Below are 25,363 nucleotides of genomic sequence, written 5' to 3' on the forward strand. Positions count from 1 at the left end.
GATCAGGCTGTTGCGCCGGCTTCCCACGATCCGGTCTCGGCCATCCGCTTCAGCAACGGCGCTGGCTGGAACACATCCTTGCCCGTCCGCTGATGCCAGTACTCGAGCCGCTCGATAATCTTGCCCGGGCCTTCAAGGCCAGCCCAGAACAGCGGTCCGCCCTTGCCGATGGGAAAGCCGTAGCCATTGACCCAGACGACATCGATGTCGGACGCACGGGCCGCTATGCCTTCCTCCAGGATCTTGGCGCCCTCGTTGATCAGGGGGTAAAGCGTGCGCTCGATGATTTCTTCCGCACTGATCGCGCGCGGCGCGATGCCCCTCTCGGCCGCCTTGTCGCGGATCAGCACCTCGACCTCCGGATCCGGGGCCGGGGTACGCGAACCGTTCTCGTAGAGATAGAACCCCCAGCCGGTCTTCTGGCCGAAACGCCCTTGTTCGCACAGCGTATCGGCGATGACGGCCGTCTGACCGCGCGCCTTGCGGTTGCGCCAGCCGATGTCGAGGCCGGCAAGATCACCCATCTGGAACGGACCCATCGGCCAGCCGAAATCGGTGAATGCCTGGTCGATCTGGCTGGGTGTCGCGCCTTCCAGCAGCAGCGCCTCGGATTCGGCGCCACGCGCGGCCAGCATTCGATTGCCGACGAAGCCGTGGCAGACGCCGACGACGACCGCCACCTTGCCGATCCGCCGCGCCAGATCGACGACGGTGGCCAGCGCATCGGGCGCGGTCACCTCGGCACGCACGATCTCCAAGAGCTTCATGACATTGGCCGGCGAGAAGAAATGCAGACCGAGCACATCCTGCGGCCGCGAGGTCGAGGCGGCGATTTCGTTGATGTCGAGATAGGAGGTGTTGGTGGCGAGGATCGCGCCCGGTTTGGCCACGGCATCGAGCTTGCCGAACACCTCCTTCTTGACCGCCATGTCTTCGAACACCGCCTCGACGATCAGGTCGCAATCGGCGAGATCGGCATAGTCGGTGGAGCCCTTGAACAGGGCGAGGCGCTCGCGCTTGGCATCTGCCGTCAGCGAGCCGCGCGTGACGGACACCGAGTAGTTCTTGTCGATGGTCGCCAGCCCGCGCTGCAGCGCCTCATGGCTGGTTTCCAGCATGGTGACGGGGTAGCCGCCATTGGCGAAGGCCATGGCGATGCCGCCGCCCATCGTACCGGCGCCGATGACGCCGACGCGGGCGATCCTGCGCTTGACGATGTCTTTTCCGGGAAGCTTTGCCGCCTCACGTTCGGCGAAGAACACATGGCGCTGCGCCCGCGACTGGTCGCTGGCGACCAGCTTGACGAACAGCGCACGCTCCGCCGCCAGCGCCGCATCGAAGGGCAGCATGACGGCATTGCGCACCGACAGCGCACAGGCGATCGGCGCCTCGAGCCCGCGCGCTTTCCTGGCAAGATCCGCAGCCTCGGCGTCGAAAGCCGCGAGGTCGGTCTCCTTGAGCCCCTCATTGCGATCACGCACCGGCGTAAAGGGACCACCCTTGCGGGCTATTTCCCTGGCCAAGTTCACGGCATGCGTGGTCAGACCGCCTTCGAAGACGGCATCGACCAGACCGGCGGCATGCGCCTCGGTCGCACCGACCGGCGTACCGGAGACGACCATCCTGAGCGCCTTCACCGCGCCGACCAGGCGCGGCAGCCGCACCGTGCCGCCGCCCCCCGGCAACAGGCCGAGCTTCACCTCCGGCAGGCCGAGCTTGGCGCCGGCATCGGCGACGCGGAAATGGCAGCCCAGCGCCAGCTCCAGCCCGCCGCCGAGCGCGGTGCCATGGATGGCGGCGACCGTCGGCTTGGCGATGGTCTCCAGCACAGCCACAATGGCGCGTAGCTCGGGCTGTTCCATCGGCTTGCCGAATTCGGTGATGTCGGCGCCGGCGACAAAGGTCCGGCCCGCGCATGCAATGACGATGGCGGCAACCGACGGATCATCCCGCAACTCGACCAGCGCCTGCATCAGCGGTTCGCGGACATGAAAGCTCAGCGCGTTGACCGGCGGGTTGTCGATGGTGACGATGGCGACGTCGCCGTCTCGGCTGACCTTCACAAAATCGGACAAGCAAACCTCCGGACAATGGTGAACGGCCTGCAGCCGCGCGATTGGATTTACAGCGCTATGACGTGGATGGAAACCAGAGGGAGGCCTGGCACAATGATTAGCGGCTCGAGGTGCCCGGCTGCCATCATCGCCGAAGTAGAGATCCTTCACACCCCCCTCTGCCCTGCCGGGCATCTCCCCCGCAAGGGGGGAGATCGGACGTCACGACGGCCTTCCCAATTTTCAACGTTGAAAGGCGGACGAAACGGCGAAGCTGCCGATCTCCCTCCTTGCGGGGGAGATGGCCGGCAGGCCAGAGGGGGGTGCTGTCCCGCCAGCGTCGGCGTCCTGCTCCCGCTACCGCGGCGCTTTCTGCCCGCCCGCCGCCGTGATCACCCCGACAATGATCAGCCCCGTGAGCAGCAATCGCACCCCGGCACTCACCCCAAACGTGTTGAGCATGGTCAAAAGCAGCACCAGGAACAGCGCCGCGCCCCACACGCCAGGCACATTGGCCTTGCCGCCGGCGACCGACGTGCCGCCGATGACCACGACGGCGATCGAGGCCAGCAGATATTCATTGCCGATATCGACATTGGCGCCCCGGAAATAACCGGCGAGCAGCGCACCGTCGATGCCGCCGAGCGCGCCCGACAGCGTGTAGGTGAGGAAGCGGATGCGGCCGACATTGACGCCGGCGAGCCACGCCGCCCGAATGTTCTGGCCGATCGCCAGCACCGAGCGGCCATAGATCATACGCTGCAGGGCGACGGCCGCACCGATGGTGAACAGCACGGTGAGGATCGCCAGCACCGGAATGCCCAGCACCTGCCGGTTGGCGAAATCGGCGAAGCCCGGCGGCGGCTTGATCTGCAAGCCGCGTCCGTAGCTGATGTCGATCGACTGGATGATGAAGCTGGCCGACAAAGTGGCGATGATCGGCGGGATGCGCAGCGCCCAGATCAGCAGATAGTTGGCGGCGCCGATCGCCGCCCCGCAGGCAAGCGCCGCCAGCAGCCCGACCGCGATCATGGAATCGTTGCCGTCCATCACTTTCATCGCGACGGCGCTGGCAAGGCCGATATTGGCCGGCAGCGACAGGTCGACATTGCCCGGACCCAGCGTGATGACGAACATCTGGCCGACGCCGACAATGACGGTGAACACCGCAAGCGACAGGGCCGCAGTGACCATGCCGCCGGCGCCATAACCGCCGGTGAAGGCGATCGTCGCCAGCCACACCAGAAGCGCGCCAATGAACGACCAGATCCAGGGTTTGGTGAGCAGCGATTTCACCGATGTCATCGCTCACCTCTCCTTGCGGCTGATCAGCACCCGCGCCGCCAGCACGATGATCAGGATGGCGCCGTTGGCGGCCACCTGCCAGTCGGGCGGGATGTGCATGAAGGTGAGCAATGGCGATGCGGCCAGCGCCAGCGTCAGCGCGCCGATCACAGCACCTATCGGCGATACCCGGCCGCCGACGAATTCGCCGCCGCCGAGGATGACGCCGGCGATCGCCAGCAGCGTGTAGCCATTGCCGATATTGGCATCGGCCGAGGTGGTGATGCCGATCAGCGCCATGCCGGACAGCACGCCGAACAGACCCGCGAGCGCAAACAGCACGATCTTGGTCTTGAGCAGCGACCAGCCGGCGCGCCCGAGTGCCGCCGGATTGCCGCCGGACCCGCGCAGGATCACGCCGTAGGAGGTGCGCATCAGGCCAAAATGAACGATGAGGCCGATCAGCAGCGCGGCGATGATCGGGAACGGCACGAAAGGCGGCTTGAAGGCCATCAGCCCGAGCAGCCAGTCCGGCGCCTTGCCGCCGGGTTTGGGCAAAACGAGAATGGCGAGGCCCTGCCAGACGAAGCTCATGCCGAGCGTCACCACGATGGAAGGCAAATTGCGCAGATGGATCAGCGCGCCGAGCAGCGCATAGACACCGATCGATCCGAGCAGGATGGCGGCACCGATGAGCGGCGCGTCCTTCAGCCAGGTCGCCGTGACGCAGCCGACGAAGCCGACGAAGGTGCCGATCGACAGGTCGAGCTCGTTGCCGGCAATGACGAACATCTGCGCGATCGTCGCCAGGGCGATCGGGATTGCCAGGTTCAGCATCAGGCTGAAGCCGAAATAGCTGATGGCGCGCGGGTTGAGCCAGGCGATGGCGAGCAGCACCAGCGCCAGCGACAGCGCCGGCAGCAGCCCGCGCAGCAGGCGCGCGCGGGCCAGCGCGCCACGTTCGGCGGATGTCCTGGCGGCGGTGTCGAGGCTGGCGCCCGTCATCTCAGGCCGCATCGCCGAAGGAGGACTGGATGATCTTCTCTTCGGTCAACTCGTCGCGGCGCAGATTGGCGACGATGCGGCCGTTCTTGAAGACATAGATGTAATCGCAATTGTCGAGCTCTTCGGTTTCCGTGGTGTACCAGAGGAAGGTGCGGCCTCGGGCGGCCTCTTCGCGCACGAGGTCGTAGACCTCCAGCTTGGTGCCGATGTCGACGCCGCGCATCGGGTCGTCCATCAGCACGATCTGCGCGTCCGAGCCGAGCGCACGCGCAAACAGCGCCTTCTGCTGGTTGCCGCCCGACAGTGAAAAGATGTTGTTGTTCATATCCGGCGTGCGGATGCCGATCTTCTTTTGCCAGAATGCAGCAAGCTCCGCCTCGCGCTGCGGCGAGATCAACAGCCCGCTGCGCAGCCGCGCCAGCGAGCGGATGCCGATATTCTCAGCAATCGACCATTGCGGGAAAATGCCGTCCGACTGGCGGTCGCCGGCGACCAGCGCCACCGGTGCCGTCACCTCGATGCCGGTTCGGGCCCGCGACGCCGCAGCGAAGATCGTCAGCAGCAGGTCAGTCTGGCCGTGGCCAGCCAGCCCGGCAAGGCCGATGATCTCCCCGGCACAGGCGACAAGGTCGGTGCCGTCCTTCTGCGCAGCGGGCCGCGCCCGGACCCGCAGCGGACTGGCGGCGGGCTTGGCGGCAGCGATTTGCGCCGCGATCTTCTGGCGCGCTTCCGCGCCGCCCATCGCCGTCACCAGCCGGTCGCGGTCGAAGGCGCTGGCGGCGTCGGCGACAACCACCTTGCCGTCGCGCATCACCACGATGCGGTCGGCGTTGCGCAGCACCTCGCCCAGCACATGCGAGATCAGGATGCAGCTTTTGCCGCCGGCAACGAAGCGGCGCACGAAGGCCAGCAATTGGCCCGCCGTATGCGCGTCGAGCGACGAGGTCGGCTCGTCGAGGATGACGAGGTCGAGCCGGTCCTGAGTGGCGGTGAAGGCGCGCGCCACCTCGACCATCTGGCGCCGGCCGATCGACAGGTCGCCGACGATGTCCACCGCCGAAATGCTGTGGCCCGGAAAGATCTCGTCGAGCTTGGCGGCGATCAACTCGGCCGCCTTGCGCCGCCAGCCAAATCCGCGCAGCGAAGCGTGGTTGATGCGCGTGTTCTCGGCGACGCTGAGATTGGGGCACAGCGACAGTTCCTGGAACACGCAGCGTATGCCGAGCTGCTGCGCGCGCGACACCGAGTAGTTGTCCTCGGTGTCGCCATGCACGCCGATCTGCCCGCTGTCGGGCACCAGCGTGCCCGCCACCATGTGCATCAGCGTCGATTTGCCGGCGCCATTATGGCCGACGAGACCGACGCACTCGCCGGGGCCGACGTGAAAATCGACGCCGCCCAGTGCGCGAACGGCGCCGAAATGCTTTTCGGCGCCGTTCAGTCTGATGATGTCAGCGTTCCCTTCAGGCATGCTCAACGATATCCGCTCGGCGATACGGACGGCAACGCTGCCGTTATGCTCACTTGATGTTGGCTTTAATGGCCGCGATCGCGTCTTCCTGCGTGTATTCGTGGCTGGCGACGCCGCCCTTGGGGATCTTCGGCAGCTCGGCCTCGAAATCGTCCTGTGTGAAGGCCAGGTACGGCACCAGCAGATCGTGCGGAATGTCGGTGCGGCCGTCGAGCACCTGCTGCGCCACCCAGAAGGCGAGCGACGAGACGCCGGGCGCGATCGAGGCCGACCAGGTCTGGTAGCCGTCCTTGTCCTTCTGTTCCTTCCACCACTGCAGCTCGTCCTGGCGGTTGCCCATGATGATGGTCGGACGCGGCTTGCCGGCGGCGGCGAAGGCCTGGGCCGCACCGTAACCGTCACCGCCCTGGTCGACGACGCCGACGATGTCGGGCAGCGACGGCAGGATGGTCGCCACCGCCTTTTGCGCCGTCGTCTGGTCCCAGTCGCCGGTCACCGAACCGACGATCTTGAACTCGGGATGGGCGGCGACGCCTTCGAGGATGCCGGCATGGATGGCATCGTCGATCGAGGTCCCGGCAAGCCCACGGATTTCCAGAAGATTGCCGCCCTTGGGCTGGAATTTGGCCATCTGCTCGACTTCCTGCTTGCCCATGTCCTTGAAGTCGACGACGACGCGGTAGGCGCAAGGCTCGGTCACCGTGCCGTCGAAGGAGACGACGACGATGCCGGCATCGCAAGCCTGTTTGATGGCGCCGTTGAGCGCATCCGGCGAGGCGGCGTTGATGACGATCGCGTCATAGCCCTGCAGGATCAGGTTCTGCACCTGTGCTGCCTGCGTCGGCACCTCCTTGTCGGCGGTGGTGAAGATGTCGGCCGCGCCGACGATCTTGTCGGCGACCGCCTTCTTGGTGACGATGCCATAGCTGTCGAGCATCGCCTGCCGCCAGGAATTGCCGGCATAATTGTTGGAAAAAGCGATCTTCTTGCCACTGGTGTCGGCCAGCGCCGTGCCCGAGGCGAGCATTGCGGCCAGAGCGCCCAGAACGAACAGTTTCTTCATGTCGTTATCCTCCCAGATGTGTTGACTGCTGCATTCCCACCGGCTTTGACCCCGGCCTCAACTCTGATTTGAGCACGGATTGTCGCGAGCTCAAAACAGTCTCAATCCCGGCACGCGCACCCTGAGCCGGTACAGCGACGTCGACGCGGTGATGTAGAGGCTTTGCAAATCGTCGTCACCGAAGGTGAAATTCGCGCAATCTTCGGGCGTCCGGATGACGCCAAGAATGGCGCCCGACGCGTCGAAAATGTGGATGCCGCCGGGACCGGTGCAGTAAAGATTGCCGCGGCTGTCGATCTTCATGCCGTCGGGCGCTCCCGGCTCCTCGCCCTCGGTTACTGCCCAGACCGCGCCGCCATTGAGGTCGCCATTGGCTTCCACACCGAACACCCTGATGTGCCCGCGTTCGGTGTCGTTGATGAACAGCCGCGACTCGTCGAGCGAAAAGCACAGCCCGTTTGGCTGCCCGAAATCGTCGGCCAGCAATGTCAGCCGGGCGCCGTCGCCATCGATGCGGTAGACGCCTTGGAACGGCAGGTCCTGTGGCCGTGGCACGCCATAGAATTCCCTCCGGCCATAGCCCGGATCGGTGAAGTAGATCGATCCGCCGGTGGCAATAACGATGTCGTTCGGGCTGTTGAGCTGCTTGCCCTGATGATGCGTGGCAAGCACGGTCACGCTGCCGTTGGGCTCGGAGCGGGTCACGCGGCTCGTCGCATGCTCGCAGGTGACCAGCCGCCCCTGGCGGTCCAGCGTGTTGCCATTGGCCTTGTGGCTCGGCGCGCGGAACAGCTCGATCTCGCCTTCGGCACTGCGGCGATACATCCGGCTTTCCGGAATGTCGGAGAAGACCAGCCATTTCTCGTAGGGGTGCCAGACCGGCCCTTCGAGGAAGCCGAAGCCGCTCGCCAGCGTCTCAATGGTCGCATCGCCGACGACGTCGTCGAAACCGGAATGGCGCGCACGCGCCGACACCGACATCATCGGCTCCCGGCGCGAACAGCCGTGCTACTCCGCATGGTGACGAATGGCATGAGCGCTTCCCGATACAGTCTTCTTGTTGGAGTAGAGCGTAGGCGCGGTACCGACGAGTCGATACGGGTCAAAGCGCACGGCCGACTGTGCGTTTGCACAGTCGGCCGTGCCTATCGAGCATAGGATAGCGGCGACGTCAGATCAGGGCCGGCGAACACGCCGCAAAAGCGCGGTCAGGGTTGCGCTCGCGCAAGCTACGGCCACAAGCACGACCACGCCGGCAGCGTTGGATTTTTGCCCTGCGCGAAATGGGTCTTGCTGCGTGGGTTGAGGGCTGTGAACCAAGGTGTTCAGATCGGACCGGCTGCCGTGCCGAACGGAATAGGCCCTCGTGAACTCGGCACCGAGAAGGAAAATTTCCGACGAGTAGTAAACCCAGAGCAGTATGACGAGCAGTCCGCCGGCGGCGCCATACGAAGACGCAATCGCGCTGGTGCCGATATACCAGCCGATAAGCGATTTCCCCAGTGTGAACAGGGCCGCGGTCCCGACAGCGCCAATTGCCACATCGCGCCATTCCAGGGTTCGATCGGGTAAAACCTTGTAGATGGCGGCAAACATCACGGAGATAAGCGCAAACGAAACGACGCCATTGATCCCGCTGAGTATGATCGTTCCGAACGGCAGATGGGCGTTGATGAAAGCGCCCAGTGCCGAGATCGCGGCGCTTGCGATGAGAGAGACCAGCAACAGGAACCCGAGTGCGGCCACCAATCCCAGACTGGCGGCCCGCGCCCGCACCAGACGCGACAGGGAGTTGCCTTGCGGTTCGATCTTCCAGATTGTGTTCAACGACTGCTGCATCTCGCCGAAAACGCCAGACGCGGCCACCAGCAAGGTGACCAGCCCTATGATCGCGGCCCAGGTGCCGTACAGACTGTCGGATGCACTTTCCAGCGCAGTCTTCAGGAGATCGGCGCTTTCCGGTCCCATCAGCCCTGATATCTGCGCGGACAAGGCCAATTGTGCGGCATCGTGGCCGAAGACGAGACCAGCAATCGCAACCACGATCAGCAAGATCGGCGCCAGCGAGGTGGTGGCATAGAAAGCCATCGCCGCACCATGACTAAGCGCATTATCGTTGATGAAGCCGACTATGCTTTCACGCACCAGGTGCCATGAATCTGTGATTGAGGGTCGCACTTCGGGTCCGCAGGCATCGAGTTGGCGTTCACTAGCAATGCGCCGGACCTTCGGAAGTTCCGGGGCGTGGCCGCCGCTGTTTCAGTGCTCCGCCAGCCAGGCATCGAGCCGGTCCTGTTCGCGGCGCAGTGCGTCGATGTTGATCAGGCCACGCGCCATGGCGAGATAGATCGCCCGCGTCCGCGAGTTGAACACGGAAGCATCGCCGGCGCCGTCCTCCGCCGGCACGATGCCGAGCTTGTCGTAGCAGTGCTTGATGCGGCTCTGCGCACCACGGATCGACAGGCCGCGCCGCGCCGCGATCGCCCGGTCGGTCAGGCCGAGCGCGATGTCGATAACGCTCTCATATTCACCGTCGGTGATGCCCTCGAACTTGTCCTGCACGCGGTGTTGGATGCCGCGGATCTCGCGGTCGATGATGCAGTGGCCTTCGCGGAAAACCCCGCGCAGGGCGGACCGCATGCCCTCCTCCGTCGCCGATTTGAGCACATAGCCGTAGACCGAGCCGGGCGGCACGATGCGCGCCACGCCGCGCACATAGGCTTCGTCGGCGAAATTCGACCAGAACAGGATGTGCGTGCCGGCGCGGCGGTTCCAGATCGCCTTGGCAACTTCGATTCCCGTCGCCTTCGGCATCTGCAAATCGAGCACGACATGCAGTGGCTCGCGTTCGGCCGCCAGGTTGATGGCGTCCTCGCCGTCACTCGCTTCGATGACCTCGACGTCGCCGGGCCACAACTGCTCCACCGTTCGCCGCGCGAAGCTACGGTGCAGCCCGTCATTCTCGGCTATCATCACAAGCATCACATGGCCTCCGATACGGCGAGCTCGCCAGGAACCGCTGCAGCCGCCGCCAGGTCTCGCGACGGCTGGCGGTCGATCTCGACGACGACACGGGTGCCGCCGTTCTTGCGGCCGGCCTGGCCGATACGCAGCCGCGCCCCGATAAGGGCTGCCCGCGTGTGCATATGGCCGATGCCGCCATACGCGGCCGGATCAACAGCGCCGCAGCCCTGGCCGTCATCCGTCACGATCACCCGCAGCACGCTCGCGGTCGACGCCAGCAGCACGTCGATGCGGTGCGGCGCGGCATGGCGCACGGCATTGTTGATCGCTTCCTGCACGATCCGGTAGAGCGCGGTCCGCACTGGCTCGGACAGGCTGTCGGCGCCACCGTCGCTGGTGTCGGCGATGCGCACGGCGATCGGCGGCTTGGCCCTGGCGACGCTGCGGTTGAGATGCGCCTCGACCGCGTCGCGCAGGCCGAACAGTTCGAGCACACTCGGCCGCATGTCGTCGACGATGTGGCGCAGTTCCGTCAGGCAGCCGGCGACCTCCTTTTCGAGATCGGCAAGCTGTGCCGCCCGCGCCACGCCCTGGCCGCGAAGCGCCGAAAGCTGGCGCGCGATGCGGGCGAGATCGGCAAGCGTCTGGTCATGCAGGTCCATGGCCATGCGCCGGCGTTCGCGCTCCATGCCTTCGGTCAATTGCGAGGCGCCGACGCGCAGCAGCTCGACGCGGTTGCGCGCCTCGCTCTCGGCCAGCATGGCGCGGCGCGCCTCCTCAGTCTGGATCAGCGCGAAGATGTAGGGCGCGATCAGGTCGGCGCATTGCTGGGCGACCGCGACATCGGCAAGCGTGTAGCAGTCGACCTCGTGCCGGCTGATGTTGAGCGCGCCGATGATGCCGCCCCGCGCCCTGAGCGGCACGACGATGCGGCTGCGCAGCCTGGCGGCGAAGATCGGGCCGTCGATAGCGGTGGCGAAATGGAACCGCTCGTCGCTCAACGCGTCGTCGGCGAGCAGATAGGGGACTTCGCCCCACAGCACCGAGCGGATCGGGCTGACTTCGGTCGGCAGCGGATGCTGGGCAAGCTCGCTCCAGCTGGTGTGGAAGCCGGCTTCGTAACAGGCGTGCCGGCGCCCGTCATGCGACAGCACCGCCAGATCCATGTGGTCGTGCGGAATGAGCGAGCCGATCTCGATGGCGGTCGCGCGGAACGCCGTGCCGGGATCGATATGGCCGGCAAGCGCCCGCGATATCGCCAGCAGCCGGTCGATCAGGACCAGGGACACTTCCGCCATTGTTTTCACGATCCTCCCGTGCCGCGAAATAGTGGACGCATGCCGCCGCCGCTGTCAACGACGGCGCCGTTGGCCATAGGGCCCCGCACTCAGCTTGACAAAAGAGCTGACGACAGCTCGGCGGTGTCGGCAGCCTTGTGGCGGTATAGGAATTTTTTCTTGACTGCGTGCCCTCAGCTATGGTACATTTTTGTCCATGGTGCTGATTTGCGCCAGTGACCCGCCGCACAGGCGGGTTTTTCGTTTGATGCTTCGTCAGCTACGCGCGGGCGAAGGCTCCGAAGAAACCCGTCAGCCCGAGTTCGTTGCCCTGCCGTTGGCCCGCCCGATCAACTTGCGGTGCAATGATTGTAAAGGGTTCGCGTCCTGGTCTAGGGAGGAGGCCAGGAGACCGAAACAGAATGCCAGTGACGCAAAACGTTGCTCCGGGCGCCCCGGGAATCCCGGCGCGCTGGACATCAAGCGCCAAGAGTGGCGTCGGAACGTCGCTTTCGCCGGCCGGCCGGATCTGGTTCACGATCAGCCACGGCATCCTCAACGAAGTCTACTATCCGCGCGTCGACAGCGCCTGCACCCGCGACCTCGGCTTGATCGTCACCGGCCCCGGCGGCTATTTTTCGGAAGAGAAACGCGATGCCGTGCATACGATCGAACCGTTCGAGGACGGCGTGCCCGCCTACCCGCTGGTCAATACGGCGAGCGACGGCGCCTGGCGGATCGAAAAGCGCATCCTCGCCGACCCGGAGCGCCCGGCGCTGCTGCAGGAAATCACCTACACGGCGCTGAAAGGAGTGCCCGGTGACTACCGCGTCTACGCGCTTCTGGCGCCGCATCTGGTCAATGCCGGCATGGGCAACACCGCATGGGTCGGCGAGCACAAGGGAAAGCCCGTGCTGTTCGCCTCGGGGCGCGGCTCTTGCCTGGCGCTGGCTTCGTCGCTGCCCTGGAAAACCGGTTCGGCCGGCTATGTCGGCTTTTCCGACGGCTGGCAGCAACTCCACAACACCGGAGAACTCGATCCGGCTTGCCAGCGGGCCGAGGACGGCAATGTCGCGCTGACGGGCGAGATCGGCTTTTCCGCCACAGAGACCAAGGCCTTGCTGGCGCTTGGGTTTGGCGCGACATCAGACGAGGCCGCGGAACATGCTTTCGCCAGCCTGAAGCAGGGTTTTGAACCCGCGGCGAAATCCTACCTCCAGAACTGGCGCAATTGGCAAAAGGGCTTGCTGCCGCTGGACCGGCACGCGGTGCCCGGGATCAACTTCTATCGCATCTCGACGGCGGTACTGGCGACGCACCGGTCGATCGCCACACCGGGCGCCGCGGTCGCCAGCCTGTCGATCCCGTGGGGCTTCAACAAGGGTGACGACGACCTCGGCGGCTACCATCTGGTCTGGCCGCGCGATCTGGTCGAGACGGCGGGCGGCTTTCTTGCTGCCGGCGATGCTGCCTCGGCTCTGCAAATCCTCGATTACCTCAGCTCCATCCAGCAGCCGGACGGCCATTGGCCGCAGAACGCCTGGCTCGACGGATCGGCCTATTGGCCCGGCATCCAGATGGACGAATGCGCCTTTCCGCTGCTGCTGGCCGATGCTTTGCGCCGCGCCGGCCATTTGCCGCGCGCCAGGCTCATGACCTTCCTGCCGATGATCGAGCGCGCCGCCGGCTATGTCGTGCGCAACGGACCCGTCACCGGCGAGGACCGCTGGGAAGAGGATGCCGGCTACAGCCCGTTCACGCTCGCCGTCGAAATCGCCGCACTGCTTGCCGCGGCAGACCTGCTCGACGCCTGCGGCAAGACAGACGCCGCGACCTACCTGCGCGAGACATCAGACGTCTGGAACGACCAGGTCGAGCGCTGGACCTACGTCACCGGCACGGCGACCTGCAATCAAGTCGGCGTCGAAGGCTACTATGTCCGCATAGCATCACCCGACAGCGCCGAGGCCGGTTCGCCGAAGGACGGCTATGTCCCAATCAAGAACCGGCCGCCCGGCGACACGGATCGGCCCGCCAAGGAGATCGTCAGCCCGGACGCGCTGGCGCTGGTGCGCTTCGGCCTGCGGGCAGCCGGCGACCCGCGCATGACAGACACGGTCAAGGTCATCGACGCGCAATTGCGCTGCGATCTGCCGCAAGGGCCGCTCTGGTACCGCTACAACGGCGACGGCTATGGCGAGCACGAAGACGGCGCAGCCTTCGATGGCACCGGCCAGGGTCGCCCCTGGCCGCTGCTGGCCGGCGAACGCGCCCACTATGAGCTGGCAGCGGGGCGCAGGGAAAAGGCAGCCAGCCTGCTGGCAGCGCTGGAAGGCTCGGCCGGATCGGGGGGCCTGTTGCCGGAGCAGGTCTGGGACGGCGCCGATCTGCCGGAACGCGAACTGCTGCATGGCCGCCCCTCAGGCAGCGCCATGCCGCTGGTCTGGGCGCATTCGGAGCATATCAAGCTGCTGCGCTCCCTGCGCGACGGCGCGGTCTTCGACATGCCGCCGCAAGGCGTCCAGCGCTATATCGAGGACAAGACCGTATCGCCGTTCAGAACCTGGCGGTTCAACAACAAGATCCGCACCATGCCGGAGGGCAAGACACTGCGTGTCGAAGTGTTGGACCCGGCTACAGTCCACTGGAGCACCGACAACTGGGCGACCGCCCATGACAGCCGGACGGTAGAGAACGCCTTCGGCATCCATCTTGCCGATCTGCCCGCGGCAAACCTCCACGAGGGAAGCACGCTGACCTTCACTTTTTTCTGGCCCGGGACCGGCGATTGGGAGAATGTCGACTTCTCCGTCATATCGGGCGACCAAGATGGCCAGTAGATCATAGCCAGTAGACCTTCCCTCGATAGACCCCATAAATCTCCTAGAAAACAGGGACGAAACCATGCAGATCGGAATGATGGGACTGGGCCGGATGGGCGCCAACATGGTCCGGCGCCTGATGCGCGATGGCCACGAATGCGTCGTCTACGACATCAACCCGGCCAGCGTCGCGGCCCTGGTGACGGATGGCGCGTCAGGGGCGGCCTCGATGGAAGAATTCGTCGGCAAGCTGGCCAAGCCGCGCTGCGTGTGGCTGATGCTGCCGGCGGCGATCACCGGCAGGATCATCGACCAGGTGGCGGCCCTGATGGAGCCCGGCGACATCGTCATCGACGGCGGCAATTCCTATTACCACGACGCCGTCGACCAGGCCGCGAAACTGACCGGCAAGGGTATCCATCTTGTCGATGTCGGCACCAGCGGCGGCGTCTGGGGCCTGGACCGTGGCTACTGCCTGATGATCGGCGGCCCAGACGTGGCGGTGCAGCACCTCGATTCGATCTTCGCCACGCTGGCGCCGGGCGCCGATGCCGGCTCCAATCCGCCTGGGGATGCCGGGACCGCGCCCTTTGGCTATCTGCATTGCGGACCGAGCGGCGCCGGCCACTTCGTCAAGATGGTCCACAACGGCATCGAATATGGCGTCATGGCCGCCTATGCCGAAGGCATGAACATCCTGAAGTCGTCCAATGCCGGCAAGCGGCAACGGACGGCGGACGCCGAGACCAGTCCGCTGGAAAACCCGCAATACTACCAGTTCGACATCGACCTTCCCCAGGTGGCCGAGGTCTGGCGGCATGGCAGCGTTATCGGCTCCTGGCTGCTCGACCTGACGGCCGGCGCATTGAAAAGCGATCCGGGCCTGGTGAATTTCGGCGGCCGCGTCTCGGATTCCGGCGAAGGCCGCTGGACGCTGAAGGCGGCTATCGACACCGGCGTGCCGGCTCCGGTGCTGTCCTCGGCGCTGTTCGACCGCTTCTCCTCGCAGGGCGAATCCGAATTCGCCGACAAGCTGCTCTCCGCCATGCGCTATGCCTTTGGCGGCCATGTCGAGAAGCCGAAGGCCGGCAAGTGACGACACTGGGGGAGACACGCGCATGAGCCAGGAACGATCCGACACGCTGGTGCTCTTCGGGGCAACCGGCGACCTTGCCCACAAGAAGATATTTCCAGCCCTTTACCAGATGGTCGCCAAGGGCACGCTCACCGAACCGGTGATCGGCGTCGCCTTCGATGCCTGGGACCTCAAGCAATTGCAGGCGCGCGCCCGCGACGGCATCGTCAATGCGCTCGGCAAGATCGACGAAAAGGTGTTCGCCAAATTCGCCTCGCTGCTGCGCTACGTCAGCGGCGACTACCGCGATGGAGCGACGTTCGAGAAACTGAAAAACGCCCTCGGCACCGCGCAGCGGCCGCTGCACTACATGGCGGTGCCGCCGACCATGTTCGAGACCGTCGTCCAGGGACTGGAGCAATCAGGCACCGCGCATGGCGCGCGGCTGATGGTGGAAAAGCCCTTCGGCCACGACCTGCAATCGGCGCGCTGGCTGAACCGCGTCCTGCATCTGGTGTTCGACGAACAGTCGATCTTCCGTATCGACCATTATCTGGGCAAGGAAGCGATCCAGAACCTGCTCTATTTCCGCTTCGCCAATTCGCTGCTCGAGCCGATCTGGAACCGCAACTACGTCGAAAGCGTGCAGATCACCATGGCCGAGGATTTCGGCGTCGAGGGCCGTGGCCGCTTCTATGACGATGTCGGCTGCATCAGGGACGTCATCGAGAACCACCTGCTCAACATCCTGTTGCTGCTTGCCATGGAGCCGCCTGTCGGCCGTTCCGCCGACGACCTGATCGACGAGAAGGTGCAAGTGCTGCGCGCGATCAGGACGCTGACAAAAGACGATGTCGTGCGTGGCCAGTTCACCGGCTATCTCGCCGAACCCGGCGTGGCGCCGAACTCGCCGGTCGAGACCTTCGCGGCGGTGCGTTTCTTCGTCGACACCTGGCGCTGGCAGGACGTGCCGTTTTTCATCCGCGCCGGCAAGAACATGCCGGTGCACGTCACCGAAGTGGTGGTGCGGCTGAAGCGGCCGCCGCTCGATGTCTTCGATCCGATCAAGCCCGCCGACCAGAACTACGTCCGCTTCCGCATCGACCCGCAGGTGGTGATCGCCATCGGAGCACAGCGCAAGGCACCGGGCGACGACATGATCGGCGAGCAGGTCGAACTGACGGCGCTCGACGACAGCAAAAGCGACATGCCGCCCTACGAGCGGCTGATCGGTGATGCCATGAACGGCAACGGCCAGCTGTTCACCCGCCAGGACGCCAGCGAACTGGCCTGGCGCATCGTCGGCCCGGTGCTTGGCGACACCACGCCGCCGCACCTCTACGAGCCGCTCACATGGGGACCCGCGGACGTCATGGCCGGGTTCGGACCGCCCAATGGCTGGATCGATCCGGTGAAGTGAGAGGATCACACGATGGCCAAGGCAGTGAAGCAACCAGCATCGGGCACCGAGAAGCCGGACACTAAAAAAATCGTGCTCACGATCGACATCGGCGGCTCGCACGTCAAGATCCTCACCAGCGCCGGCGGCGAGGAGCGCCGCGCCGATTCGGGGCCGGGCCTGACGCCGCGGCAGATGATCGATACGGTCAACAAGCTCGCCGAAGACCTGTCCTACGACGTCGTCTCGATGGGCTATCCCGGTCCGGTCAACCACGACAGGCCGCTCGCCGACCCCGCCAATCTCGGCAAGGGCTGGGCTGGATTCGACTTTGCGGGTGCGTTCGGCAAACCGGTGAAAGTGGTCAATGACGCGCTGATGCAGGCCATCGGCAGCTACGAGGGCGGGCGTATGCTGTTCCTCGGGCTCGGCACCGGTCTCGGTGCGGCGATGATTGCCGACAACGTCGCCCAACCGATGGAACTCGCGCATTTGCCCTACAAGAAGGGCAGGAGTTTCGAGGATTATGTCGGCGAGCGCGGCCTGGAAAAGCGCGGCAAGAAGAAATGGCGCAAACACGTCTTCGACGTCGTCGACCGGCTCCGTGCCGCCATGCAGCCGGACTATGTCGTGATTGGCGGCGGCAACGTCGACAAGCTCGATGAATTGCCCGCCGACTCCAGGCGCGGCGACAACACACGCGCCTTCGAAGGCGGGTTTCGTTTGTGGCGCGACAAGGCGCTGATAGTCTGATACTGTTATTGTTTAATATAGTTGTTCAAAATAACGTGTGATATGCCATCAAGTCGTTGCAATACGCAGATTTGCCGACTAGGAATTCCGCGCTACACCAACGCCATTCGTCCCGTGGACGCACGAAGGACGCCATAGCATTTTGATTTCGCGCATGATCCTTTCCGGAAGTCGAATCCGATTTTCAGGTCATTCGCTGTAGACGGAGAAATAGAGTGACCGACGATAGCAACAGTGCCCGTAAAGACATCGATCTGCTCGAGCTGACCGCTCACATCGTGTCCGCTTACGTCGAGAAGAACCGCTTGCCCGCCTCCGGCCTGGCCGACCTCATCGCCAGCGTCAGCGCCTCGATAAACGGGCTCGGCAAGCCTGCGGTCCCGGTGGCTGCCCCCTTGGTCCCGGCGGTCAACCCCAAGAAGTCGGTGACGCCCGATTTTATCATCTGCCTCGAAGACGGCAAGAAGTTCAAATCGCTGAAGCGTCACCTGGGCGTGCATTTCGGCCTGACGCCGGACGCCTATCGCGCCAAATGGGGCTTGCCGTCGGACTATCCGATGGTCGCTCCCAACTATGCGGCCTCGCGTTCGCTGCTGGCGAAATCGATCGGCCTCGGCCGCAAGGCGGCCCCCGTGAAGGCACCCGCCAAGGGCAGGAAGGCCAAGGCCTCGGCCTGAGGCATGTCGCCCAAAAGTGCGCAGCGGTTTTGGGACGACGACCTGCCTAAAGCAGAGATCTAGTTCAGTCCTGAGCCAACAGTTAGGACGACTGGAACAGAAGCCTGCCGGCGAATCCGCCTTGGCAGGCTTGATGTTTTTATGGCTTGGATGGACGGACGGGGCCTTGGGGAGCGAGCCATGAACTACACCAGGATGGTGATCGAGAAAGAAGCGCCGGAAGAATACGGCTACGACCGTATCCGCTACAATCTTTCGGAAAGTTCGATCGCCGACCAGAAGCTCTCCGACATCGGCCTTTCGCTGCCTGATCTCACGCTTTTCTATGGCGAGCATCGCGGCGACAAGCAGTTGCGTGCACTAATATCGGCGCAGGATGCCGGCATTTCGCCGGATGATGTCTTGGTCACCGCCGGTGCCGCGGGTGCGCTGTTCATCATCTCGACCTCGCTTTTGTCGGCCAATGACCATCTCGTCGTCATCAGGCCCAACTACGCCACCAACATCGAAACCCCAAGGGCGATCGGCTGCGCCATCAGCTTTGTCGACCTGGCCTTCGAGGAAGGCTTCGCCATTGATGTCGAGCGCGTCAAGGCGGCGATGCGGCCGGACACGAAGCTGATCAGCGTCACCTGCCCGCACAACCCGACCGGCACGATGATGAGCCGAGCTGAACTCGATGCCCTGGTGGCGCTTGCCGAAAGCAGCAACTGCCGTCTGCTGGTCGACGAGACCTATCGCGACCTTTCCTACGGCCGGCGGCTGCCGATTGCTGCCTCGCTGAGCCCGAAGGCGATCAGCGTCTCGTCATTGTCCAAGGCCTTCGGCATTCCCGGTATCCGCATCGGTTGGCTGATCACCAGGGACGCTGAGCTTCAGGAAAAATTCCTCGCCGCCAAGGAGCAGATCGGCATCTGCGGCAGCGTTATCGACGAAGGCATTGCGCGCGGCATGCTCGAACGCCGGGGCGCTTTCCTGTCGACGCTGCTGCCCGAAATGGCCAGGCGCCGCGACATCGTCCAGGCTTGGATCGATCGCGAACCGCTGGTCGACTGGGTGCGGCCCGAAGGTGGCGTCGTAGGCTTCCCGCGCCTCAATGTCGAACCTGGCTTCGACCTCGACCGGTTCTATGTGAACCTGCTGGAAAACCATGGCACCTATGTCGGGCCCGGCCACTGGTTCGAGATGGAGAAGCGCTTCTTCCGCGTCGGCTTTGGCTGGCCGACGGAAGCCGAATTGCGCGGCGGCCTCGACGCGATCTCCGTCGCGCTGCGGCAGTAACTCCATAGTGTGGTCGGCGGAGCAGGCTGAAAATTTCTTGATCCAGCGCTGATTTTGACGCATATCCGCAGCGAACTGAGCTAAAAGTTCCGCCAGCCGGACCAGCGCCCATCGTGGAAGTGCCCCGCCAGCTGACGTCACTGCAACGGGGCCTCTTAAATCATGACAGCAGAACAGATATCGCCGGATCAGCGCTATGCCGCGTTCCGCCATCGCTCCTTCCTGAGCTATTGGGCGGCGCGTTTCCTCACCACATTCGCCACCATGATCGTGTCTGTCGCGGTCGGCTGGCAGATCTATGATTTGACGCGCGATCCCTTCGATCTCGGCATTGTCGGCATCGTCCAGTTCCTGCCGTCGCTGCTCCTGGTGCTGGTCACCGGCGTCGTCGCTGATCGCTTCGGCCGCCGCCTGATCATGGCGCTGGCGGTCGTGGTGGAGGCGATGTGCGCGCTGGCGCTGCTGTTCCTGACGCTGCGCGGCATCAGCGGGCCGCTGCCGATCTTCTGCGTGCTTGCCATGTTCGGCGTCGCCCGCGCCTTTTTCGGTCCGGCCTCCGCCTCGCTGTTCGCCAATCTGGTGCCGCCTCAGGATTTCGCCAACGCCATCGCCTGGAATTCATCGGCCTGGCAGACGGCGACCATCGTCGGCCCGGTGGCCGGCGGCCTGCTCTACGGCGTGTCGCCGGAAGCGGCCTACGGAACCGCGGCCGTCCTGATGCTCGTGTCCGGGCTGCTGATCTTCACCATCCCGAAGCCGTCGCAGCGCACCGAGTCGGACAAGCCGACGATGCAGCACCTGCTCGGCGGGTTCAGCTACATCTGGAGCGAGAAGATCGTGCTGGGCGCCATCTCGCTCGATCTGTTCGCCGTGCTCCTGTCCGGCGCCTCGGCGCTGCTGCCGGTCTATGCGCGCGACATCCTCCAGCTCGGCCCCTGGGGTCTCGGCCTGCTGCGATCGGCGCCCAGCATCGGCGCCATTTGCGTCGCCATCTGGCTGGCCGGGCATCCGCTGCGGGACAATGCCGGCAAGATCATGCTCGGCTTCGTCGCCGCGTTTGGCGCCTTCACGGTGCTGTTCGGTCTGTCGACCATCACCTGGCTATCGATCGTCGCCCTCGCTGGCCTTGGCGCCACCGACATGTTCAGCGTCTACATCAGGGAGACCCTGATCCAGCTGTGGACGCCCGACGAGGTGCGCGGCCGCGTCAACGCCGTCAACCAGGTCTTTGTCGGAGCCTCCAACGAGGTCGGCGAATTCCGCGCCGGCACGATGGCCGCACTGATCGGCACGGTGCCGGCCGTGGTGATCGGCGGCATCGGCGCCATCGCCGTCGCGGGCCTGTGGATGGTGCTGTTCCCGCAACTGCGCAAGGTGCGCCACCTCAACGGACGCAACTGATCTCTTACGGCTGACAGCCGACATGCCTCGCCTATACACAGGAGCTCCCATGATCACTTGCCACCTGAAATATGTCATCGACCCCTACAAGCTTGCCGAGTTCGAAGACTATGGCCGTCGCTGGATAGGCCTGGTCAACCGCCTCGGCGGAAACCATCACGGCTATTTCCTTCCGAGCGAGGGGGCTAACAATGTCGCTTTTGCCATGTTCAGCTTCCCGAGCCTCGCCGCCTACGAGGACTATCGCAAGCGTATGGCTGCCGACCCGGAATGCCAGGAAGTGTTTGAAATGGAAAAACGCAATCGCAGCATTCTCAGCTACGAGCGCAGCTTCCTGCGGCCGGTGCTCGAACCTTAAAAGGCGTCGCGTCGAAACAGATTCACGCGCCGCGCTTTAGATCTTTGTTTTATGCATGTCGTCTTCCCAACACAGAGGTCACTTTTGGGCGACATGCATTAGCTATCGCTCGGCTTGCCGAAAATCATCCGCAGGAACTCGTCCAGCCAGCGCTTGAGATGCATGTCCCAGATCAGCCGGCCGCCGAGATGGTCGCGGCCGGGCTGGGCGCCGGGCAATTCGAAGCGATGCGCGCCGCGCACCACCCAGCGCTGCATCATCACCCTGGTCAGTTCGCCATGGAACTGGATGCCCCAGGCATTGTCGCCGTAGCGGAAGGCCTGGTTGGGATAGGTTTCGGCGGTCGCCAGCAGCGTCGCGTCCCTGGGCAGCGAAAAACCCTCGCGGTGGAACTGGTAGACCATCTCCGGCCAGTGCATCAGTTGCTTGCCGGCTTCGGTCGCCTTCAGGGGATACCAGCCGACCTCGACCAGCCCTTCACCGTGACCCTCGACCTTACCGCCGAGACAGTTGACCAGCATCTGCGCGCCGAGACAGATGCCGAGACATGGCCGGTTCTCCCTCAGCGGTATTTCCAGCCAGTTGGTCTCGCGGCGAACGAACTCGTCCTCGTCATTGGCGCTCATCGGGCCGCCGAACACCACCGTGCCGGCGTGGTCGTCCAGTGTTTCGGGCAAGGCGTCGCCAAGCGGCGGCCGGCGGATATCGAGATCGAACCCTTCTTCCAGCAACATGTGTCCGACACGTCCCGGGCTCGAACTCTCCTGATGCAGCACGATCAGGATCTTTGGCTTCGAACTCGTTTGGCGCGGCATGGGAAGCGAAGATCCTATTCGTCGCTCGATGTTCCGGTGGCGCCGGGCGCGTGCGCCGCCGCCTTGCGGCGCGCCTCGACACGATCATGGCGTTCGACGCCGATCAGCTCGGCGACGCGCCAGACGGTGTTGTCCTCGAGCTCGTGCAACTCGCCATCGGCATAGACGATTTCCCACATCAGGCCGATGAAGGCCTTGCGCGCATCGGCATCGAGATGGCGCTTCAGGACACTGGTGAAGGCATAGAGATCGATCGCCTCGTTGTCGGCCCGCTCGCCGGCGGCGGCAAGCGCTTCGAGTTCCGTGCCGCTGATCGAATAGCTCTCCGCCAGCACCGCTTTGAACCGCTCCCACTCGACATCCTGGCGCACGCCATCGGCGTTCATCACATGGTAGAGCAGCGCCGAGGCAGCGATGCGCGGATCGTCCGTGCTGGCATGCGTGCCGGCACCGGCCGGCAAATCCCTGAGAAACGACAGAACGCGTTCAAACATAGATCCATACCCCAACGGCCTGACGGCCTGCCCAACTCAAAACAACCGAAACCGGCGCGGCGATTTCTCCGCTTCCTCGTCCGGATCGACGCCGGGATCGTCCGGCAGCCGCGCAAGCTCCTCGGCCGGCTCGACGCCCTCCGCATCACTCGGCACCGCGGCGAAGGCCGCTGCCGTGATCGGCCTGACATGATCCTCGTGGCGCTCGGCATCCTTGCCCGCAAACGTGTCAGGACCGGCATCATCGATCACCTCGACCGGCCTTTTTTCGCTCGTCGGCTTTGCCAATGCTTCGATGACCGGCGCCGCGCTGGTGGGCACGTCATCATGGCTGTCGATCAACTGGCCAAGACGCTCCATCGGCGCACGCCACTCGAAGGCGTCGAGCCGGCCGGTGATCGGCGACACCGGCGCCCAGCGTTCCGACACCACGCCGTCTGCGACCCAGGCCGGATCGCGCGGCGCCCGCACCGCCCTGGACAGCAGCTGCCGCACCTTGCCCTGATCGCCGGTCTCGGCCTCCTCGATGTCTGCGAGCAGCAGATAGGCGCCCTCGCGGCGGTCCATCCGGATCGCCGCCTCGGCCTCGCGGCGGGCGGTCGAATAATCCTGCGCGTCGAGCGCGGCGCGCGCCACCGTCATCGAGGACTCGGCGTGGTTCTTCTTCATTTCCTGCAGCTTCTTCGCCCGGTTGAGGCGGTCGAGCACGGCGTCGCCCGGCCTGGCATGGGTATAGAGCTCGGCAACCTCCGGATGCGGCTCCGCCTTCCACGCCGCCTCAAGGATCTTCGAGCCCTTGCGCACGTCGTTCTGCTTGAACAATGCGGCCGCGGCGGCAACGGCGGCGGGCGCGAAGTCGGGCCTGAGCTTGTTGGCCTCGATTGCCGCCGTCCTGGCGGCGGCGGGATCGATATCGGCAAGCGCCTGCGCCTTGGCGGTCAGCAGCACGGCGCGGCGACGGTTGGCGGCATCGCGTTCGATCTGCCGTGTCGATTTCTGCGCGTCGACCAGTTTCAGGGCGCCGTCCCAGTCGCTGCGCGCGGTCAGCTCTTCCAGCGTCGATTCCGCTGCCCAGGCCAGCTGCGGCGCCATCACCGCGGCGCGGCCGGCATAATGCCTGGCAGCGTTGCGGTCGCCGAGCCGTTCGGCTTCCAGATAAAGCCCGCGCAAGCCCAGCAGCCGCATCTCGGGATCGTCGAGCATGCTCTCGAACTTCTGTCGCGCGCCTTCATGATCGCCTTCGAGCAGCGACGCCTGTGCTTCCAGCAGGTGGATTAGCGGCTCCTGGTCGGAACGGATCAGCTTGGCGGCTTCCTTGGTCTTCTTGCGGGCCAGCGCGCCATCGCCGGCGCCGGCGGCAATCATGCCGGTCGACAGCGCCTGATAGCCACGGTCGCGGCGGCGGACACGGAAATAGCGCGAGATGGTGTAGGGGCTGTTCCACAGCGACTTGAGCAGCCACCACAGGATCATCACCGCGGCGACCACGGCAACGACGGCCACCGCCGCCACCATTAGGCTGACCTGGTATTGATAGCCGTTGAAAGTGACGACCATGTCGCCCGGCCGGTCGGCCAGCCAGGCAAAGCCCAGCCCGAGCGCGAAAACGACGATGAGGAAGGCGAGCAGGCGGATCATTGTGTTGCCCTCATGCCTTCATCGCGCCCGAGATCAGCGCATCGACCTGGGTTTCGACCTCGATGCGTGCTTTCAGCTTGCCGGCAAAGTCCGCGCCAGCGGCCTTGGCGGCCTCGGGCAGCGTTTCATACTCGCTGAGTGCCTTGGCGTAGTCGCCCTGGTTGACCGCCGCCTCCATGCGCGCGACGGTTTCCGGTGCGCCGGCGCCTTCGACGGCACCGATCGGCCTGACCTTGACCAGCGATTCGGCGCTCGACATCAGATTCTGCAGGAAGCCGGCATTCTCATCGACGGGCGTCGCGGCAGTGACCATGGCATTGGCGGCGGCATCAGCCTGCGATGCGATCTCGGCGCGGGTCGGAACGCCCTTTTCAGCATAGGGGCGCAGTACCGCAAGCTGCGGCGCATCGGGCGAAATCGCAGCGAGGGTTTCGAGTTCGGCCGAAAACGGCCCGCCACGCTCAAGCGCCGCCTTCAAGGCCGACGCCGCGATGGCAAGCGCGATCTTCGGCTGTCCCGCCGCCGCCTCGACCTTGCCGGACAGCTGCGACACAGACTGCTCCAGCGCCGTCAGCCGGCCCTCCTGCGCCGTCGTAGCCTCGCCGGCCGACTTCACCAGCGCGTCGAGGCCTGCCAGTTTCTCGTTGAGCGGACCGAGATCGACCGGCGCCGAGCTGCCGGCCTTGCCGAGGGCGGCGACCGCCGTCTCGATCTGCGCGACCTTGTCGCCGAGTGCGGCGACCCCGGCTGCGTCGCCTGCTCCACCTTTCTCGACAGCCGATTTCAGCGCCGCCACATCGGCCTTGACCTGTTCCAGGCCGGAGGACAGGCCGACCATCTTGGCCGCTCCATCGCCGTTGCCGCCGGCGTCCTTCAAACCGGCGATTTCGGTCTTCAACGAGGCGATGTCGCCGTTGACGCTATCGAGCGAGATGCCGGCACCGGAACCCGGCGCGCCGAGCAGGCCGGCAAATTGCAGCCCGCCGGCGCCGACCAGCGCGATGACACCGCCGATGATGCCGGCGGCGATGCCGTTGAGGCCGCCGCGCTTTTCAGGGGGTGGCGCCATTTTCTCGTCCCGTGTCTCGGGTTTTGCCTTGCTGCCGTCGGTCTGCGCTGCCGACGCGTCCTCGAAACTGTAGTCGAAGGTTTTGGCACGGTTGGGCGGCGCATCCGAGCCGGGATAAGGGAGCTCAGGCTCGGTGGCTTTGGCTCCGGCATCAGCCGGCGCTTGCGCCTCCGCTGCCCCTGCTGCGGCGTCGGCATGCTCCCAGGGCTCAAGATCGGTCTGGTCGGCATGAACCGGCTCTTCGGGAACCTCGGGCTGCGAAGCGTTCGCTGCTTCCTCGGCCTTCGCCTCGTCTGTCTGAGCCTCCTGCCTGGCGGCGTCCTCGTCGGCGATGCGTGAGACGGCGCCCGGCTCGAGATCGATGGTCACCGGCTCGCGGCGGCTTTTCGAGTGTCGCATCTTCGGCGTCTTGACCATGCCTGGGCTCCGCACAATTCGCTTCGTCTCAACGCCTGGCGGCGCA

At 64.9% G+C, this 25,363-nt stretch carries 21 protein-coding genes; 8 read left to right on the forward strand and 13 right to left on the reverse strand.

Annotated elements, in window-relative coordinates; translation table 11 throughout:
• Positions 1 to 2: 2 nt before the first annotated feature.
• From NKH95_RS12230 to NKH95_RS12270, 9 genes are all read right to left on the reverse strand, one after another.
• A complete protein-coding gene (locus NKH95_RS12230) occupies positions 3 to 2,075 on the reverse strand; it encodes a 3-hydroxyacyl-CoA dehydrogenase NAD-binding domain-containing protein (protein WP_352891642.1) in 2,073 nt (690 codons plus the stop codon).
• 336 nt (positions 2,076 to 2,411) lie between these two features.
• Positions 2,412 to 3,359 (reverse strand): ABC transporter permease, encoded by a 948-nt coding sequence (locus NKH95_RS12235; protein ID WP_023811208.1) that lies wholly within the window; start codon positions 3,357 to 3,359, stop codon positions 2,412 to 2,414.
• Positions 3,360 to 3,362: 3 nt separating this feature from the next.
• Positions 3,363 to 4,343, reverse strand: coding sequence for an ABC transporter permease (locus NKH95_RS12240; protein WP_352891644.1), 981 nt, complete (start codon positions 4,341 to 4,343; stop codon positions 3,363 to 3,365).
• Between the two features lies 1 nt (position 4,344).
• Positions 4,345 to 5,814, reverse strand: coding sequence for a sugar ABC transporter ATP-binding protein (locus NKH95_RS12245; protein WP_352891645.1), 1,470 nt, complete (start codon positions 5,812 to 5,814; stop codon positions 4,345 to 4,347).
• Positions 5,815 to 5,863: 49 nt separating this feature from the next.
• Positions 5,864 to 6,877 carry an ABC transporter substrate-binding protein gene (locus NKH95_RS12250; RefSeq protein ID WP_352442103.1) on the reverse strand — a complete coding sequence of 338 codons (1,014 nt, stop codon included), beginning with the start codon at positions 6,875 to 6,877 and terminating at the stop codon, positions 5,864 to 5,866.
• 90 nt (positions 6,878 to 6,967) lie between these two features.
• Positions 6,968 to 7,858, reverse strand: coding sequence for an SMP-30/gluconolactonase/LRE family protein (locus NKH95_RS12255; RefSeq protein ID WP_352891646.1), 891 nt, complete (start codon positions 7,856 to 7,858; stop codon positions 6,968 to 6,970).
• Between the two features lie 195 nt (positions 7,859 to 8,053).
• The gene (locus NKH95_RS12260; protein ID WP_352891647.1) at positions 8,054 to 9,022 is read right to left on the reverse strand and encodes a YihY/virulence factor BrkB family protein; all 969 of its coding nucleotides are present in this window, start codon (positions 9,020 to 9,022) and stop codon (positions 8,054 to 8,056) included.
• Between the two features lie 114 nt (positions 9,023 to 9,136).
• Positions 9,137 to 9,859 carry a response regulator gene (locus tag NKH95_RS12265; protein WP_352891648.1) on the reverse strand — a complete coding sequence of 241 codons (723 nt, stop codon included), beginning with the start codon at positions 9,857 to 9,859 and terminating at the stop codon, positions 9,137 to 9,139.
• The gene (locus tag NKH95_RS12270; RefSeq protein WP_352612966.1) at positions 9,859 to 11,139 is read right to left on the reverse strand and encodes a sensor histidine kinase; all 1,281 of its coding nucleotides are present in this window, start codon (positions 11,137 to 11,139) and stop codon (positions 9,859 to 9,861) included. Before NKH95_RS12270 ends, NKH95_RS12265 begins: the two co-directional genes overlap by 1 nt.
• A 401-nt stretch (positions 11,140 to 11,540) precedes the next feature.
• Between NKH95_RS12270 and NKH95_RS12275 the strand changes: the two genes are divergently transcribed.
• The 8 genes from NKH95_RS12275 to NKH95_RS12310 all read left to right on the forward strand — a co-directional run bounded on the left by NKH95_RS12275 (position 11,541) and on the right by NKH95_RS12310 (position 20,884).
• A complete protein-coding gene (locus tag NKH95_RS12275; RefSeq protein WP_352891650.1) occupies positions 11,541 to 13,958 on the forward strand; it encodes a glucan 1,4-alpha-glucosidase in 2,418 nt (805 codons plus the stop codon).
• 64 nt (positions 13,959 to 14,022) lie between these two features.
• On the forward strand, positions 14,023 to 15,036 hold the full coding sequence (gene gnd, locus NKH95_RS12280) for a phosphogluconate dehydrogenase (NAD(+)-dependent, decarboxylating) (protein WP_352891651.1): 1,014 nt from the start codon (positions 14,023 to 14,025) through the stop codon (positions 15,034 to 15,036).
• A gap of 22 nt (positions 15,037 to 15,058) precedes the next feature.
• Positions 15,059 to 16,435: a glucose-6-phosphate dehydrogenase gene (gene zwf, locus NKH95_RS12285; protein WP_352442098.1), complete on the forward strand. Its 1,377-nt coding sequence runs from the start codon at positions 15,059 to 15,061 to the stop codon at positions 16,433 to 16,435.
• 12 nt (positions 16,436 to 16,447) lie between these two features.
• On the forward strand, positions 16,448 to 17,167 hold the full coding sequence (locus NKH95_RS12290; protein WP_352442097.1) for an ROK family protein: 720 nt from the start codon (positions 16,448 to 16,450) through the stop codon (positions 17,165 to 17,167).
• Between the two features lie 215 nt (positions 17,168 to 17,382).
• The gene (locus NKH95_RS12295; protein ID WP_023811220.1) at positions 17,383 to 17,844 is read left to right on the forward strand and encodes a Ros/MucR family transcriptional regulator; all 462 of its coding nucleotides are present in this window, start codon (positions 17,383 to 17,385) and stop codon (positions 17,842 to 17,844) included.
• Between the two features lie 180 nt (positions 17,845 to 18,024).
• On the forward strand, positions 18,025 to 19,125 hold the full coding sequence (locus NKH95_RS12300) for an aminotransferase class I/II-fold pyridoxal phosphate-dependent enzyme (RefSeq protein ID WP_352891652.1): 1,101 nt from the start codon (positions 18,025 to 18,027) through the stop codon (positions 19,123 to 19,125).
• Positions 19,126 to 19,287: 162 nt separating this feature from the next.
• Positions 19,288 to 20,526: an MFS transporter gene (locus tag NKH95_RS12305; protein WP_352891653.1), complete on the forward strand. Its 1,239-nt coding sequence runs from the start codon at positions 19,288 to 19,290 to the stop codon at positions 20,524 to 20,526.
• A gap of 49 nt (positions 20,527 to 20,575) precedes the next feature.
• Complete coding sequence (locus NKH95_RS12310) at positions 20,576 to 20,884, forward strand: NIPSNAP family protein (RefSeq protein ID WP_352891654.1); 309 nt, start codon at positions 20,576 to 20,578, stop codon at positions 20,882 to 20,884.
• A 98-nt stretch (positions 20,885 to 20,982) separates the two neighbouring features.
• On the opposite strand, the gene NKH95_RS12315 is transcribed toward NKH95_RS12310, so the two are convergent.
• The 4 genes from NKH95_RS12315 to NKH95_RS12330 are packed head-to-tail and all read right to left on the reverse strand — an operon-like array spanning position 20,983 to position 25,317.
• The gene (locus NKH95_RS12315) at positions 20,983 to 21,699 is read right to left on the reverse strand and encodes a glutamine amidotransferase (protein WP_023811224.1); all 717 of its coding nucleotides are present in this window, start codon (positions 21,697 to 21,699) and stop codon (positions 20,983 to 20,985) included.
• A gap of 14 nt (positions 21,700 to 21,713) precedes the next feature.
• Positions 21,714 to 22,193 (reverse strand): tellurite resistance TerB family protein, encoded by a 480-nt coding sequence (locus tag NKH95_RS12320; RefSeq protein ID WP_352612978.1) that lies wholly within the window; start codon positions 22,191 to 22,193, stop codon positions 21,714 to 21,716.
• A 36-nt stretch (positions 22,194 to 22,229) separates the two neighbouring features.
• Positions 22,230 to 23,831 carry a heme biosynthesis protein HemY gene (locus NKH95_RS12325; protein ID WP_352891655.1) on the reverse strand — a complete coding sequence of 534 codons (1,602 nt, stop codon included), beginning with the start codon at positions 23,829 to 23,831 and terminating at the stop codon, positions 22,230 to 22,232.
• A 10-nt stretch (positions 23,832 to 23,841) separates the two neighbouring features.
• Positions 23,842 to 25,317, reverse strand: a complete 1,476-nt coding sequence (locus NKH95_RS12330; protein WP_352891656.1) for a COG4223 family protein — start codon at positions 25,315 to 25,317, stop codon at positions 23,842 to 23,844.
• Between the last annotated feature and the right edge of the window lie 46 nt (positions 25,318 to 25,363).

The sequence above is a fragment of the Mesorhizobium sp. M0848 genome (genome assembly GCF_040319805.1).
Taxonomy (GTDB): Bacteria; Pseudomonadota; Alphaproteobacteria; order Rhizobiales; family Rhizobiaceae; genus Mesorhizobium.

Coding starts and splice junctions, on each gene's coding strand:
- NKH95_RS12235 (WP_023811208.1), bottom strand. CDS start 3,359: ATGACATCGGTGAAATCGCTGCTCACCAAACCCTGGATCTGGTCGTTC.
- NKH95_RS12240 (WP_352891644.1), bottom strand. CDS start 4,343: ATGACGGGCGCCAGCCTCGACACCGCCGCCAGGACATCCGCCGAACGT.
- NKH95_RS12245 (WP_352891645.1), bottom strand. CDS start 5,814: ATGCCTGAAGGGAACGCTGACATCATCAGACTGAACGGCGCCGAAAAG.
- NKH95_RS12250 (WP_352442103.1), bottom strand. CDS start 6,877: ATGAAGAAACTGTTCGTTCTGGGCGCTCTGGCCGCAATGCTCGCCTCG.
- NKH95_RS12255 (WP_352891646.1), bottom strand. CDS start 7,858: ATGTCGGTGTCGGCGCGTGCGCGCCATTCCGGTTTCGACGACGTCGTC.
- NKH95_RS12265 (WP_352891648.1), bottom strand. CDS start 9,859: ATGCTTGTGATGATAGCCGAGAATGACGGGCTGCACCGTAGCTTCGCG.
- NKH95_RS12270 (WP_352612966.1), bottom strand. CDS start 11,139: ATGGCGGAAGTGTCCCTGGTCCTGATCGACCGGCTGCTGGCGATATCG.
- NKH95_RS12275 (WP_352891650.1), top strand. CDS start 11,541: ATGCCAGTGACGCAAAACGTTGCTCCGGGCGCCCCGGGAATCCCGGCG.
- gnd (WP_352891651.1), top strand. CDS start 14,023: ATGCAGATCGGAATGATGGGACTGGGCCGGATGGGCGCCAACATGGTC.
- zwf (WP_352442098.1), top strand. CDS start 15,059: ATGAGCCAGGAACGATCCGACACGCTGGTGCTCTTCGGGGCAACCGGC.
- NKH95_RS12290 (WP_352442097.1), top strand. CDS start 16,448: ATGGCCAAGGCAGTGAAGCAACCAGCATCGGGCACCGAGAAGCCGGAC.
- NKH95_RS12300 (WP_352891652.1), top strand. CDS start 18,025: ATGAACTACACCAGGATGGTGATCGAGAAAGAAGCGCCGGAAGAATAC.
- NKH95_RS12305 (WP_352891653.1), top strand. CDS start 19,288: ATGACAGCAGAACAGATATCGCCGGATCAGCGCTATGCCGCGTTCCGC.
- NKH95_RS12310 (WP_352891654.1), top strand. CDS start 20,576: ATGATCACTTGCCACCTGAAATATGTCATCGACCCCTACAAGCTTGCC.
- NKH95_RS12315 (WP_023811224.1), bottom strand. CDS start 21,699: ATGCCGCGCCAAACGAGTTCGAAGCCAAAGATCCTGATCGTGCTGCAT.
- NKH95_RS12320 (WP_352612978.1), bottom strand. CDS start 22,193: ATGTTTGAACGCGTTCTGTCGTTTCTCAGGGATTTGCCGGCCGGTGCC.
- NKH95_RS12325 (WP_352891655.1), bottom strand. CDS start 23,831: ATGATCCGCCTGCTCGCCTTCCTCATCGTCGTTTTCGCGCTCGGGCTG.
- NKH95_RS12330 (WP_352891656.1), bottom strand. CDS start 25,317: ATGGTCAAGACGCCGAAGATGCGACACTCGAAAAGCCGCCGCGAGCCG.